Here is a 14,252-nt window from a genome sequence, read left to right as displayed (position 1 = left end):
TTCAAGATGTTCAAGTACTTCCCCACCAACTATGTCTGGAATCTGTCTGTCGATCTCGCGATTGAGATGGGCGCACGCATCGGCGAAATAGAAGAGATGTGCGCCCCTCTGCAAGAGGCCGCCAAGGCACCGGATGCCGCAGGTACTCAAGCGTTCAGAGAGATCTGGGTGCGCATGGCAGACAAGCTCTGTGGCCTGGCGGCAGAGGACGAGGCGCACGGCCGCATCTATTCCGCAGGTGAGAAGTACCGCCGTGCGGCCAGCTACCTGATCACTGCCGAGCGACTGCAGGCGCACAACGCGCCGGGCAGGCTGGATATCTACCGCCGCGAACTGGACCTCTTCCTCAAGGGCTCCCGCATGATGGGTGACCCGGTGGAGAGGGTCGAGATTCCCTACGAGGGCACTCATCTGTCTGCCCTGTATTACCCGGCTGCAGGTTTGCAGCCCGGCCAGAAGGCTCCTTTGCTTGTGCAGCTCAATGGCCTGGACTCGACCAAGGAAATGAAGCATCTGGTGGGGCTGCCCCTGTGGCTGGCCCGTCGGGGCGTGTCGTCTTTGGTGGTGGATCAGCCCGGCACTGGTGAGGCGCTGCGCCTTCAAGGCCTGACCGCTCGCTACGACACCGAGCATTGGGCCAGCCGTGTGGTGGACTGGCTGGAGCAGCACCCTGCGGTAGATCCGCAGCGCATCGGATGCGAAGGCGTCTCTCTGGGCGGGTATTACTGCCCGCGCAGCGTGGCGATGGAGCCTCGGTTTGCCTGTGGTGTGGCCTGGGGTGCCAACCATGACTGGCGTGATGTGCAAAAGCGCCGCCTGGAGAAAGAAGGCGACTTCCCGGTACCCCACTACTGGGCCCATGTGTGCTGGGTCTGGGGTGCGAAAGACATTGACGACTTCATGCGCATTGCAGAAGACGTTCACCTGGACGGTGTGGTCGAGAAGATCCGGGTTCCGTTCCTCGTCACGCATGGCGAGCGCGATTCCCAGATTCCTCTGAAGTGGGCGCATCGCACTTACGAGCAACTGGTCAACAGCCCCAAGCGCGAACTGAAGATTTTCACTGACCGCGAAGGTGGAGCCCAACACGCCAGCTTCGACAACAGCATCAACGCCGGTCATTACATCGCTGACTGGGTGGCCGAAACGCTGGGTGGCCACACGGCTTGATGTAGCGAAACAACTTCAACAAGAAAGACATAAACATGAAAATCATTGGACCTGACGCTTTGGTCTTTGGTGTGGACGATGTCGCGGCCTGTGCGCAGTACCTGACAGACTACGGTCTGACCCCTGTGGGGCTTACTGCCCAGGGCGGTCGTTTTGAAGCCCTGGATGGGACTGCCATCGAAATCCGCGCCAAGGAAGACCCTGCTTTGCCCGCACCGCTGCCCACCGGCAACCTGCTGCGAGAAACCGTGTATGGCGTGGCTGACGCTGCGACGCTGGATGCGATTGAGGCCGAGCTTTCGAAAGACCGCCCGGTGGTGCGTGCAGGAGGTGTCTTGCGCACCCAGGATGATCTGGGCTTTGCCCTTGCTTTTCAGGTCAGCGTGCGCAAGCCATTGGCGCTGCCAGCCGAATCCGTCAACGCTCCGGGTGCAGCGCCGCAGCGTGGCCCCAATGCGCTAGGGTTGTCGCCTGACATGGAGGCTAAGCCCCGCTCACTCTCGCACGTGGTGTACTTTGTGCCCGACACTGCAAAGGCCGAGGCTTTCTACCGCCGCCTGGGCTTTGTGTGCACTGACCGATTCACGGGTGTCGGGCCCTTCATGCGTCCGGCAGGCACGCTGGACCATCACACCCTTTTCATGATCCAGACCCCGCCCTTCATGCAGGGTTGCGAGCACTTCACCTTTCACATGGGTGGGCCCACCGACGTGTTGCTTGCCGGAACACGCTTTGTGGAAAAAGGCTACCAGAGCTTCTGGGGGCCCGGGCGTCACAAGTTTGGCAGCAACTGGTTCTGGTATTTCAACTCGCCGCTGGGTTGCCATGTGGAGTACGACGCGGACATGGACCTGCACGACGACGCTTGGGCTGCCCGCGAAGCACCGATGGGGGCTGATGCGTCGCAACTCTTCCTGTTCCAGTACCGCGAGAAGTGGGCTCCTTCCGGCCCACCACCCGCAGCCGAGGCAGGCGCAGACCACTGAGGTGACGCCGTGAAGCTGTGCCATATCCGCGATGTGCCCGAAGGCTCCAGCCGCGGCTTTGATCCGCTCGGAACCGGGCAAGACACGGTGCTGGTGGTGCGCAAGGGTGAACGATTGCATGCCTATGCAGACTCCTGCCCCCACCACCAGACACCCATGGCATGGCGCAAGGACCATTACTTGAACGCCGCGGGTGATCGCATTGTGTGCGCCGCCCATGGCGCTTTGTTTGACATTGATACGGGTCAGTGCACCCTGGGCCCTTGCCTGGGGGATTACCTGACGCCGGTACCCCTGATATTGCAAGCGGATGGCGAAGTCCATATCGCTGAAGAAACCCGAACGGAGACAAAACCATGAACCTCACCTCACAGCGCATCCTGATCATTGGCGGGGGCTTCTCTGGCATGGCGGCCGCTATCGAGCTGCGAAAGCAGGGCGCCCAGGTCGATCTGGTGGAGATTGACCCCGGCTGGCGCAGCTACGGTGCAGGTATCAGCCTGGGTGGGGCCACGCTGCGTGCGTTCCGGCGGCTGGGCATTCTCGATACCTTCCTGCAGCAAGGGCATGCCTCCGATGGCGTGCATCTGCACATGCCCCATGGCCCGCGCGTGGCCACGCTGCCCACCCCCCGCATTGCGGGCGATGATGTGCCAGGCGGTGGCGCCATCATGCGTCCCGTGCTGGCGCGCATCCTGGCTGAAGCCACGCGAGCCGCCGGTGTCAACGTGCGACTGGGGTGCACCTTCACCATCATCCAGCAAGATGCAGACGGCGTGGAAGTGGACCTGACAGACGGCACCAGCCAGCGCTACGACCTGGTGATCGGTGCTGATGGTCTGTATTCCAAAGTGCGGCAGACCGTGTTCCCCCATGCCCCCAAGCCTCAGTACAGCGGTCAGGCAGTCTGGCGCGCCGTGCTGCCGCGCCCTGCAGAGATTGAAACGATCACCATGTGGATGGGCCCACAGGTCAAGCCAGGCGTCAATCCCGTGTCCAAGACAGAGATGTACCTCTTTGTCACCGAACCCCGTCCAGTCAACGACCATGTGGACCCGGCCACTTTCGCGGAGCGCTTGCGTGGCTTGCTTGATGGCTTTGCTGACCCCGTGCTCAAGGGCATACGCGAGCAGATTGATGCCCACTCGCAAATCGTCTTTCGCCCTCTGGAAGGGCTTCTCATGCCGCGCCCATGGTCTTGCGGGCGCGTGGTGCTGATCGGCGACACCGTGCACGCCACCACTCCTCACCTCGCATCGGGTGCCTGCATTGGTATTGAGGACGCCTTGGTGCTTGCCGATGAGTTGGCTGGAGCGGGCGACATGGCCCAGGCCCTGGCGACATTTGAGGCTCGCCGTTGGGAGCGTTGCCGCATGGTGGTGGAAAACTCCGCCCGCCTGGGAGAGATCGAGATATCAGGCGGCGACAAAGAAGAGCATTCGCGCATCATGCGCGAGTCCCTCATGGCCCTGGCACAACCCATCTGAGGAGTCCAAGCCATGACGACAACCCGTTCATTGCGCGGCCGGGCTGCGCTGATGGTGGCCCATTGCGCTGGCATGGTGGACCTGGTGGCTTTGCCTGTCTGGGTCGGCACCCTGATTTCCGTGTACCGGTTTGACCCGCAGCAGGCTGGCTTGCTTGCGACCTTGTTCTTGGCCGGTGCCGTACTCGCCAGCTTGATCCTGGCACCGTTCTTTCAGGTGTTGAATGGCCGAGTCGTTGCAGCGCTGGGCTTTGCGGTGGCTGCCGCAGGCTTTGCGCTGGCTTCGGCCACGACGCAGTTCACCATGCTGGCTTTGCTGCACGCTGCATCGGGTATTGCCGCCGGGGCTGCCTTGAGTGTGACCCACGGCACCATTGCCAGAAGCCACAACCCCCACCGCATGTTTGCGCTGGTGGGCATGGCACTGGGCGTGTTTGCCATTGCTTTTTTGGGTGGTACTCCTGTGCTGGTGGCCAAGCTGGGCGGTGCAGCGCTGTTCCAGGTGTTTGCTGTGGTGATGGCGTTAGGGGCTGTGGCGGCTACCTTGGCCTTTCCTGTGCCCGATGAGGTGCAGGCCGCTCAGGCCGCAGCACCTTCTGCTCCGTTACCTGCCCCGGTGTGGTGGGGCGTTCTGGGGGTGGCGGGCATGGGGCTGGTGCAGTCCATGACGTTCAGCTTTCTGGAGCGGGTGGGGAGTGACCGTGGCTACGGGCTGGAAGCCGTCACGGGGGTTCTCATTGCCCTGGGGCTCGTCAACCTCTTCCCTGCCGCGCTGGCCGCGGTGCTGGAAAAGCGCTGGCCTGCCCGCACGGTCCTGATGGCGGGGCCTGCCTTGCAAGCCTTGCTGGTGGTCGTGATCATGAACTCGCCGGTCTTTGGCCCTTATGCCGCAGCGGCGGCGGTGTTTGCTGCCGTCATGATCTTTACCCACACCTTTGCCTTCGGTGCTCTGGCGCGGCTGGACCCTACAGGTCGTGCATTGGCTGCAACCCCGGCCATGTTGATGTTCGGAGCAGCCATTGGCCCCATCCTGGGCGGCACGCTGGTGAAGTCCTGGGGCTATGGCAGCCTGGGTGTGGCGGCTTTGCTGATTGACGGACTCGCCATCTTTGCCTTTGCGCGCATCTACCGCGCCGGGCCTTCTCCACGGCCTGCCCATGGTGCGGCGTAAGGCCTTTGCCCTGCGTCTTTTCGCCCCTTGCTCACCTTTCGCTCCCTTCCTGTCATGACCAAACCACGACGCCGCTTTGTCGACCTGTCCATCTATCTGGAGAACGATGTGCTCTCCGATCCGCCCCCGCTGGCCCCGAAGATCACGTACCAGAAGCATGCGGACACCCTGCCAGAGTTCATGGCAATGATTCCGGGTACCCGTCCTGAGGACTATCCCGATGGCGAAGCAGCCGCTGCCGAATGGGTCACGCTCACCACGCACAACGGGACTCACCTTGATGCGCCCTGGCATTTCCATTCCACGCAGGATGCGAAGAATGGGGGGGCATGCCCCTCCATCACCATTGACGAGGTACCTCTGGAGTGGTGCTTCCAGCCAGGCGTCAAGCTGGACTTTCGCCATCTGCCCGATGGCTACGTGGCAACAGCGGCCGATGTGGAGGCGGAGCTCTCCCGCATCGGTCACACCCTGCAGCCGCTGGACATTGTGGTGGTCAACACGCGGGCCGGGTCACGCTACGGGCACAAGGACTATCTGGGCGCGGGCTGCGGCATGGGCTACGAAGCCACCATGTACCTGCTGGAACGCGGTGTGCGCCTCACGGGCACGGATGCCTGGAGCTGGGATGCACCGTTTTCGTACACCGCCCAGCGCGTTGCCGAAACGGGCAACAAGGCATTGATCTGGGAGGGCCACAAAGCGGGTCGGGACATCGGGTACTGCCACCTGGAAAAGCTCCACAACCTGGAAGCTCTGCCACCCACGGGTTTCACCATCAGCTGCTTCCCTCACAAAATCCGCGGCGCCTCGGCAGGGTGGACGCGCGCGGTTGCCATCTTTGAAGATTGAAGAGGTTCCTCCATGCCATTCCCACCCATCCATCGTGTGGTCACCGGGCACAACGCCCAGGGGCGCTCCATCATTGCCAGCGATGGCCCCCTGCCAACAGTGGTTCCCATCACAGCGATTCCAGGTACCGTGTTCCATGAGGTCTGGAGCACTTTGGCCACGCCAGCTCCTGTAGACAACGGCCCCGATCCGACGACCGGGCCGCTGGTGTTGCCACCGCCAGCGGGCGGAACGCGGCTGCGCTTTGTGGATATCCCACCCGATACACCCGAGTTTCTGGCCCATGGCGCACAGCGCATGCATGCCGCCTTCAGCCAGACGGGGGACGCATCGGTGTCCACGGTGCGTGATGATTCGCCCCATCCGCTGATGCACCGCACCGAGTCTGTGGACTACGGCGTGGTGATAGAGGGCGAGATGACGTTGGTGCTGGATGACGTTGAAGTGCTTTTGCGTCCCGGCAGCGTGGTGGTTCAGCGAGGGACCAACCATGCCTGGGCCAACCGCTCGGGCGCACTGTGCCGCATGCTTTTTGTCCTCATTGACGGCGCGTACGACGCAAGTATTGCGAAAGCGAAGGACCACGCATGACCACGCGCCGCCAATGGCTCGGCTGGGGTGCCGCGGCAGCCGCGGCTGCTGCTCATCCTGCCTGGGCGCAAACTGCATTTCCGGCAAAGCCGGTGAGCTGGGTGGTTCCGTACCCTGCAGGGGGCTTTGGGGATGCCATGTCGCGCGTCATGGCCCAGAAGCTCGGCCAGCAACTGCAGCAATCCGTCATTGTGGAGAACAAACCAGGTGGAGCGGCCCAGATCGCCGCGCAGTACGTCAAGCAGCAGACTGCCGATGGCCACACCCTGCTGTACGCCGATATCGGCCCGCTGGCCATGTACCCGGCGCTCTATCCGCGCCTGAGCTTCAGCCCCCTCAAGGACTTTGCTCCGTTGACGCGGCTGTTCAAGTCCCCTCTGGTGCTGGTGGTTCCGCAGGACAGCCGCTTTCAGTCGCTGGCCGACCTGTTGCGCGCCGCCAGCAATGGTGAGGGGCTCAACTACGGCTCCTACGGCCAGGGCAGCCAGCCCCATATCTGGACGGAGCAGCTTCGGCTGAAGACTCGCACTCGCATGACCCATGTGCCTTACCAGGGCGCAGCCCCCGCCCTGCAAGATCTCATGGCCGGGCGGCTCGACTTCATGTGCGATGTGGTGGCCTCCAGCCTGCCCATGGTGCGCGAAGGCAAGCTGCGTGCGCTTGTCAGCATCGGCAGCGAGCAGCGCTTGCAGGTGTTGCCTCAGGTGCCCACCCTGACAGAGGCTGGTCACACCGATCTGGACACCCCGGGCTGGAACGGCGTCATGGTGCGTGCATCCACCCCCGCGCCTGTCGTGCAAGTCTTGCACAAGGCGGTGGTGGCGGCTCTGCAGTCGTCTGAAATGCTGGGGCGGTATGTGCCGCTCGGGCTGGAGCCCGCGCCCCTGGAGCCTGCTGCATTCGGTGATTTCATCCGCAGTGAGACGCAGCGCTGGGGCACTGCCATCCGCAATGCCGGGATTCAGCTGGAATGAGCCTGTTTGACCTTTCGGGCCGCAAAGCCCTGGTCACTGGGGCCACGCAGGGCATTGGCCTGGCTATCGCGCGCACTCTGGCGGAGCAGGGGGCTTGTGTGGTGGTGTCAGACCGCGATGCCCTGGCCTGCAATCAGGTGGCGGCTTCGTTGCCCCTAGCGGTGGGTGTTGCGGCGGATTTGGCTCAGCCTGCGGCGGTGGATGCGCTGGCGGCGCAGTCAGGTGCCCTGGACATTCTGGTCTGCAACGCGGGTGTGCAAGGCCCTGCTTGCCCGTTGACGGATGCTACCGACGCTGACTGGCAGCAGGTGTGGAACATCAACCTGCGCGCCACCGTGCAGCTATGTGCTGCCGTACTGCCCCGTATGGCTGCGCGCGGTGGTGGCAGCGTGGTTCTCCTGTCCAGCATTGCCGGGCTGCGGGGCAACCGGTCCATCGGGCTGTATGGCATGAGCAAAGCAGCGTTGGCACAACTGGCCCGCAACCTTGCGGTGGAGTGGGGGCCGTCAGGGATTCGGGTGAATGCCGTGTCACCGGGGCTCGTGCGGTCGCCGCTGTCTGCGGCATTGATGGCGGACACGACTTTCATGGAGCGTCGTCTGCAGGCGACTCCGCTGCGCAGGGTGGGGGAGCCCGACGAGGTGGCGGGCGTGGTCGCCATGCTCGCAAGCCCCGCTGGTGCCTTTGTGACGGGGCACAACCTGGTGGTGGATGGCGGCACCACGATCAGTGATGGAAGCTGAAACGGCACAGGGTGCGTGGCGTTGCCAACGCCTTTTTGTTCATGTCTGAAGAGCGGAAAGCTCGCGTTTTGAGATCGGATTTTTATGCGTTTTGCTACCTTGAAAAACGGCACTTTGGATGGACGTCTCGTGATCGTCTCCTCGACGGGTCTCCACGCCGTAGATGCCCAGCCGATTGCCCCCAACCTCCTGACCGCACTGCAAGACTGGGATACCGTCGAGCCGCACTTGCGCAGACTGGCCGATGCGCTGGAATCGGGCTCTGCGCCGGGCATCTTTGCGTTCGATCCCACCGCCTGCTCGGCACCTCTGCCAAGGAGTCCCCAGTGGCTGGATGCCTCTGCCTTCCTCAACCACGGTCGCCTCATGGAGCGTGCGTTCAACACGCCGCCCATCCCGCATTTCGACACCATTCCCGTGATGTACCAAGGGGCCAGCGATGACTTTCTAGGCCCCCATGAGGATGTACCTTTGCCTGCCGAGGGGGACGGCATCGACTTTGAAGGTGAGTTTGGTGTCATCTGCGGGCCTGTTCCCATGGCGGTCACGCCGCAGGCCGCGTTGGGGTGCGTGCGCCTCATCGTGCAGATCAACGACTGGAGCCTGCGAGCCCTCGGCCCGCACGAGATGAAGACCGGCTTTGGCTTCCTGCAGGCCAAGCCTTCCACCAGCTTTGCACCACTCGCTGTAACGCCGGATGAGCTGGGCGACGCATGGCGCGATGGTCGCGTGCAGATGCGTCTGCATGTGGAGTCCAATGGCCAATGGTTCGGGCATCCCCATGGCGGAGAAATGAACTTTGATTTTGGGCAGCTCATTGCCCACGCGGCGCGTACCCGGCGGCTTTCGGCCGGCACCATCGTGGGGTCTGGCACGGTCTCCAACCAGGCGCGCGACGCTGGTTCAGCCTGTCTGGCCGAGCGCCGTGTGATCGAAATCCTGGATGAAGGCGCACCCAAGACGCCCTTCATGCGCTTCGGCGACCGCGTGCGCATGCAGGCACGCTGGCCCGATGGCCGCAGTGGTCCATTCGGCGTGGTGGACCAGCGCGTGGTCGCAGCGATTCCTGAGGTGCGCTGATGCATGTGCTGATCACGGGTGCTGCTGGTTTTGTGGGCGCGGCTCTGGTCCAGCGGCTGCAAACACAGCCCGGCTTGTTGCCAGGTGCCACGCCCCTGCAGCTCACACTGGTGGACCGCAGTGGGGGCCATGATTGCGATGTGGCAGGCGTAACCTGGCATACGGGCAGCTTTGCGGATCCAGCGCTCATGCAACGCTTGAAGGAACAACCACCGCAATACATATTCCATCTGGCCAGCATGCCTGGGGCCTTGGCAGAGCGACAACCGACGGCAGGGGTTCAGGCCAACTTGCTGGATGTGATTCAGCTTCTGGAAGGCTTGACCCTTGCTGTGCGTGAAGGGCGGGGCGCTGCGCCCCGGCTGGTGTTTGCCAGCTCGGTCGCAGTGTATGGAGCGGTGGGCCCAGACGCTGTGCAGGAAGACCAGTTGCCACAGCCCGGCTTGAGCTACGGAACACACAAGTGGATGACCGAGTTGCTGCTGGCGGACTACAGCCGCCGGGGCGAGCTGGATGCCTGCAGCCTGCGCCTGCCCGGTGTTGTGGCGCGCCCCCCGGCGGAATCGGGCCATGGTTCCGCCTTCATGAGCCAGATATTTCATTCCGTGCGCTCTGGCGTGCCCTACGAGTGCCCGGTGGCCCCAGATGCCACGGCCTGGTGGATGTCATTGGATCGATGCCTGGACAACCTGCTCCATGCTGCGTTGCTCGGGGCTGATCGGATGCCTTTGTCACGCACATGGCAACTGCCTGTGCTGCAAGCCCGCGTGGGCGAGGTGGTAGACACCCTGAGCCGTCAATTGAACCGACCGTCACCCGTGCGCTACGCGCCTGATGCCCGCATTCAGGCATTGTTTGGGCAGCAGCCCGCCCTGCACACCCCCCGGGCGCAAGCAGCAGGCTTTGCACACGACGGAACCGTCGACGCATTGGTGGAACGGGTGCTGCGCAGCTTGCCGTAGCAATGAAGGAACATTGAGCATTGCAGGGAGGCGAGCGGGGCGCTGCCAAGGGCATCACACGGCAATGCCACTGGTGGGGTGTTGCTTGGTGTGACCCAGGCTTTGGCCAAGGCAGCGCCCCGATGAGCCTACCCCTGCCCGCAGGGCGTACAAGTTGTGCAGCCTGCCGGTGGGACGGATTGATGCACAAGCCTGACATCAGCGCTTCTCGGCTGCGTTTCAACGCAGGCTTCCAACTTGCTCTGACTGGCTTCTAAGGATGCCAATGGCTGGCGCGTGAAGCGGGTGCCGGTGCCGTGGTTCCTGCCAGTGCGTAAGACAGTGCGTTGGCTGCCGTCACCACGGTTTGTGCCAGGGATTCGAGCTTCTCAGGGGGAAGGCGCGAGTCTGGCCCTGAGATACAGACGGAGCCCAGCAGGCGCCAGTGCATGCCAAAAACGGGGGCAGACACCGTTGCCACCCCTTGTTCCCGCTCGCCAATCGAGTAGTGATAGCCCCGCCTGCGGATCTGTTCATACACCTCGCCGGGTTCACCCGAGAAGGCGAGGATGACCCGACCCGGAGAGCCTTTGTCCAGCGGCAGGCCCTCGCCCATGCGCGCATGGTGGCGCAAGGCCTGGGGGCCTTCCACACGCACCAGGCATGTGCGCACATTGCCTTCGCGCACATAAAACGCTGCGCTTTCGCCGCTGGCCTGTGTCAAGGCCCGCAAGGCAGGTTCCATCACGTTCTGTACGTCAAAACCTGCCTGGTAGCGCGCCCCCAGCCAGCCTGCCGACGGGCCCAGTCGCCAGTCGCCATCGTCCCTTTGCACCATGTAGCCCGAGGCGGCCAGGGTGCGCGCCAGCCTCAGTGCCGTGGTTTTGTGCAGACCACAGCGGCGGCTGAGCTGGGCCAGCGACAGATGCGACTCTCCCAGGGCAAAGGCATCCAGCAACTGCAGGGCACGGGTGACGGCCGTCACCCCCCCAGCCTCTGAGGGCGCGGCATCGCTGGCTGTTGTGGTCGGTAAGTCGCTCCCACGGGGTGTGTCCTCAGCCGGGGTGGGCAGTGGGGGGGCGGCGGTCGCTCGACGGTTGCTCATCATGCAATGTGTTTCATTGTTCGAAACGCCATTGTATGGATTGAAACGTTTTCATAAAGTCGCGCCCATGCCTAGCCAACGCGCTGGCATGTGTTTGCCACAACAACGGAGACAACCGCCATGACTTTCTTCAAGCTTGGCCGCCGACATGCGGCCTTCCTTTCCGCTGCAGCAGCCGTACTCATCGCGGCGGGGCTTCCCGTCACCGCAGCCCAGGCCCAGCCGGCTTACCCTGCCAAGCCCATCCGCCTGATTGTTCCGTTCCCACCCGGTGGCGGCACCGACATGATCGCCCGCGCCGTGGCGCAGAAGGTGGCCGACCAGAACAAGTGGAGCGTGATCGTGGACAACCGCCCCGGTGCCGGTGGCAACCTGGGGGTGGACGCCGTAGCCAAGGCCGACCCCGACGGCTACACCCTGGTGATGGGGCAGACCAGCAACCTCGCCATCAACCCCACGCTGTACAAGAAGCTGCCCTACGACCCGCTCAAGGACTTGGCTCCGGTGGCGCTGGTGTCTTCCTCGCCCATCGTGATGGCCGTGCCGGTCAACTCGCGCTTCAAGAACTTTGCCGATGTGGTGGCTGCGTCCAAGGGCAAGCCTGATGCCTTGACGCTGGGCTACTCGGGCAACGGCACCGTGGCCCATCTGGCCGGTGAACTGGCCGAGAACGCTGCTGGCATCCAGCTGCGTCACATCCCCTACAAGGGCGCGGCCCAGGCCATGACCGACCTGATGGGCGGGCAGATCGACCTGTACATGTCGTCCGTGCCCACGCTGCTGGGGCATGTGCGCAACGGCAAGCTCAAGGTCATTGCCATCACATCGGCCCAGCGTTCCGCGCAACTGCCCGATGTGCCCACGCTGGCAGAGTCGGGCTTCAAAGGCTTTGAGGCCGTGACCTGGTTCGGTGTGCTGGCCCCGGCGGGCACGCCCGCAGCCATCGTGGCGCAGCTCAACAAGGCCATCAACCAGGCCCTCAAGCAGCCGGACGTGGCCGACAAGCTGCGCTCTGAAGGCGGCGAAATCCTGGGTGGTACGTCCGAGCAGTTCTCGGCCCTGTTGCGCACCGAAGTGCCCCGCTGGTCCAAGATCGTGAAGGACTCGGGCGCCAGCCTGGACTGATAGCGCCGCGCCACGCTCATCCCCGCTGACAGCCTATCGCCATGACCCGCGATTGCCTTGCCACGCCCGTACCGTTCTCGCAGGGAACGGCGGCGCCCCGCACCACACTGCCTGCGGGGGCCTGCGACTGCCATGTGCATGTGTACGACCAACGCTTTCCCGCGGCACCCGGTGCCAAGCTGCTGCCGCCCGATGCGTCGGCCAGCGACTACCGCGCGCTGCAGCAGCGCCTGGGCACCGAGCGCACGGTGCTGGTCACACCATCCACCTACGGTGCGGACAATCGCTGCATGCTGCAGGGCCTGGCTGTGTTGGGCGAGCAGGCCCGGGGGGTGGCCGTGATCGATGGCCGCGAGAGCGATGCCCAGCTGCAAGCCCTGCACGACGCGGGCGTGCGCGGCGTGCGGCTGAACCTGTCGCTGGGCGTCACCGGCTCGGTGGACTCTATCTTGCCCCTGGCCCGGCGTATTGCGCCCTGGGGCTGGCACCTGCAGCTGCTGATGGCACCCGATGTGCTGGCCAGTCTTGGCGATGTGCTGCGCAGCGTGCCCGTGCCCCTGGTGTTCGACCACCTGGGCCGCATCGCCCCCGCACAGGCGGGGCAGCACCCCGCCCACGCGCTGCTGCTGCAACTGCTGGGCGGGGGCCGGGCCTGGGTCAAGCTCTCGGGCGGCTATATCGTCAGCCCCACCCATGCGGTGGACGACCCGGCGCTCGATGCGCTGGCCACCAGCTACCTGCGTGCGGCGCCTGAGCGCGTGCTGTGGGGCAGCGACTGGCCCCACGCCACCGCCAGTGCGGGCCTGCACCCCGTGCCGGACGACGCATTGCAAATCGACACCCTGGCGCGCTGGTGCGATCAGGCCGGTGCCGATGCGCTGCACCGCGTGCTGGTCGCTAACCCCGCCGCGCTCTACGGCTTTGCCCCGGTATCGATTTCTTCATCTCCCACCCCTGTCTGAGGGCCTTGCACCATGACCTCTTTGTCTCCCCTTTCCCCGCGCGGCGTGCAGCGCCGCCATCTGTTGACCACCCTGGCCTTTGCGGGCGCTGGTGTGGGGGCCGGGTTGCCCGCCAGGGCGCAAGGCGACTGGCCTGCGGGCAAGCTCATCACCTGGGTGGTTCCGTACCCCGCCGGCGGCAGCACCGATGTGTTGGGCCGCAACATTGCGCTCAAGCTGGGCGCGGCCCTGTCCACCAACGTCATCGTGGACAACAAGGCCGGGGCCACGGGCACCATTGGCGCGGCCTATGTGGCCAAGGCGGCGCCCGACGGGCTCACGCTGCTGGGCACGTCCATCGGCCCGCAGGCCATTGCGCCGCACCTGATGGCCAAGCTGCCCTACGACCACATCACGGCGTTTGAGCCCGTGATCACCGTGGGCACCATCCCGCATATTCTGGTGGTGGGCGCGAACCAGTCGTTCAAGACGGTGGCCGACCTGCTGACCGCCGCCCAGGCCCAGCCAGGCAAGCTGGCGTTTGCCTCGGGCGGCAACGGCACGATTTTGCAAATGCAGGGCGAGCTGCTGCAGCAGCAAACCGGCGCGCGCTTCATCCATGTGCCCTACAAGGGCGACACCCCTGCGCTGCAAGACACGCTGGCCGAGCAGGTGCAGTTCATGTTCGCCCCCGCAGCCGCTGCCCTGCCGCATGTGCAGTCGGGCAAGTTGCGCGCCCTGGCCGTCACATCGGCCCAGCGCCTCAAGGCCCTGCCTGCCGTGCCCACCATGGGCGAGGCGGGGATCAAGGACTTTGTGGTGGAGCAGTGGCAGGCCGTGTTTGCCCCCGCCAAGACACCCGCCGCCATCGTGCAGCGCCTGAACCGCGAGATTGCCGCCGCGCTGAAAGACCCCGCCCTCATGGCCCTGGCCGACAAGCTGGGTGTGACGCTGGTGGGCGGCACGCCCCAGCAGCTGGGCGACCTGCAAAAGGCCGACTCCGCCAAGTGGGCCAAGGTCATCAAAGACGGAAATATCAAGGCCGACTGAACACTTTTCATACCCCCATTTTTTTCTTCATTGACTC

General features: G+C 64.3%; 15 protein-coding genes. 14 read left to right on the top strand and 1 reads right to left on the bottom strand.

What is annotated here, in order from left to right; genetic code table 11:
• Positions 1-6 precede the first annotated feature (6 nt).
• The 11 genes from AACH87_RS17955 to AACH87_RS17905 all read left to right on the top strand — a co-directional run bounded on the left by AACH87_RS17955 (position 7) and on the right by AACH87_RS17905 (position 10,015).
• On the top strand, positions 7-1,170 hold the full coding sequence (locus AACH87_RS17955) for a prolyl oligopeptidase family serine peptidase (RefSeq protein WP_338795881.1): 1,164 nt from the start codon (positions 7-9) through the stop codon (positions 1,168-1,170).
• Between the two features lie 35 nt (positions 1,171-1,205).
• Positions 1,206-2,156: a VOC family protein gene (locus AACH87_RS17950; protein ID WP_338795880.1), complete on the top strand. Its 951-nt coding sequence runs from the start codon at positions 1,206-1,208 to the stop codon at positions 2,154-2,156.
• Between the two features lie 9 nt (positions 2,157-2,165).
• Positions 2,166-2,516, top strand: coding sequence for a Rieske (2Fe-2S) protein (locus AACH87_RS17945; protein ID WP_338795878.1), 351 nt, complete (start codon positions 2,166-2,168; stop codon positions 2,514-2,516).
• Complete coding sequence (locus tag AACH87_RS17940) at positions 2,513-3,643, top strand: FAD-dependent oxidoreductase (protein ID WP_338795877.1); 1,131 nt, start codon at positions 2,513-2,515, stop codon at positions 3,641-3,643. The genes AACH87_RS17945 and AACH87_RS17940 overlap by 4 nt, the downstream gene beginning before the upstream one ends.
• 12 nt (positions 3,644-3,655) lie before the next feature.
• Positions 3,656-4,813 carry an MFS transporter gene (locus AACH87_RS17935; protein ID WP_338795876.1) on the top strand — a complete coding sequence of 386 codons (1,158 nt, stop codon included), beginning with the start codon at positions 3,656-3,658 and terminating at the stop codon, positions 4,811-4,813.
• A gap of 54 nt (positions 4,814-4,867) precedes the next feature.
• A complete protein-coding gene (locus tag AACH87_RS17930; protein WP_338795874.1) occupies positions 4,868-5,665 on the top strand; it encodes a cyclase family protein in 798 nt (265 codons plus the stop codon).
• A 12-nt stretch (positions 5,666-5,677) separates the two neighbouring features.
• Complete coding sequence (locus tag AACH87_RS17925) at positions 5,678-6,256, top strand: cupin domain-containing protein (RefSeq protein WP_338795873.1); 579 nt, start codon at positions 5,678-5,680, stop codon at positions 6,254-6,256.
• On the top strand, positions 6,253-7,230 hold the full coding sequence (locus AACH87_RS17920; RefSeq protein ID WP_338795872.1) for a tripartite tricarboxylate transporter substrate binding protein: 978 nt from the start codon (positions 6,253-6,255) through the stop codon (positions 7,228-7,230). Before AACH87_RS17925 ends, AACH87_RS17920 begins: the two co-directional genes overlap by 4 nt.
• On the top strand, positions 7,227-7,973 hold the full coding sequence (locus AACH87_RS17915; protein ID WP_338795871.1) for an SDR family oxidoreductase: 747 nt from the start codon (positions 7,227-7,229) through the stop codon (positions 7,971-7,973). Before AACH87_RS17920 ends, AACH87_RS17915 begins: the two co-directional genes overlap by 4 nt.
• An 84-nt stretch (positions 7,974-8,057) precedes the next feature.
• Positions 8,058-9,053 (top strand): fumarylacetoacetate hydrolase family protein, encoded by a 996-nt coding sequence (locus AACH87_RS17910; protein ID WP_338795870.1) that lies wholly within the window; start codon positions 8,058-8,060, stop codon positions 9,051-9,053.
• Positions 9,053-10,015, top strand: a complete 963-nt coding sequence (locus AACH87_RS17905; protein ID WP_338795869.1) for an NAD-dependent epimerase/dehydratase family protein — start codon at positions 9,053-9,055, stop codon at positions 10,013-10,015. The genes AACH87_RS17910 and AACH87_RS17905 overlap by 1 nt, the downstream gene beginning before the upstream one ends.
• A 253-nt stretch (positions 10,016-10,268) precedes the next feature.
• Here the strand turns inward: AACH87_RS17905 and AACH87_RS17900 are convergent, their stop codons facing one another.
• Positions 10,269-11,099, bottom strand: a complete 831-nt coding sequence (locus AACH87_RS17900) for an IclR family transcriptional regulator (RefSeq protein WP_338795868.1) — start codon at positions 11,097-11,099, stop codon at positions 10,269-10,271.
• 120 nt (positions 11,100-11,219) lie between these two features.
• Between AACH87_RS17900 and AACH87_RS17895 the strand changes: the two genes are divergently transcribed.
• From AACH87_RS17895 to AACH87_RS17885, 3 genes are read left to right on the top strand one after another with little or no spacing between them, the layout of a single operon-like run.
• Complete coding sequence (locus tag AACH87_RS17895; RefSeq protein ID WP_338795867.1) at positions 11,220-12,224, top strand: tripartite tricarboxylate transporter substrate binding protein; 1,005 nt, start codon at positions 11,220-11,222, stop codon at positions 12,222-12,224.
• Between the two features lie 41 nt (positions 12,225-12,265).
• Complete coding sequence (locus tag AACH87_RS17890; protein WP_338795866.1) at positions 12,266-13,186, top strand: amidohydrolase family protein; 921 nt, start codon at positions 12,266-12,268, stop codon at positions 13,184-13,186.
• 12 nt (positions 13,187-13,198) lie between these two features.
• Positions 13,199-14,215, top strand: a complete 1,017-nt coding sequence (locus AACH87_RS17885) for a tripartite tricarboxylate transporter substrate binding protein (RefSeq protein WP_338795865.1) — start codon at positions 13,199-13,201, stop codon at positions 14,213-14,215.
• Positions 14,216-14,252: the final 37 nt, after the last annotated feature.

The organism is Acidovorax sp. DW039 (genome assembly GCF_037101375.1).
Taxonomy (GTDB): domain Bacteria; phylum Pseudomonadota; class Gammaproteobacteria; order Burkholderiales; family Burkholderiaceae_C; genus Acidovorax.
This window is presented reverse-complemented; position numbering and strand designations above follow the sequence as displayed.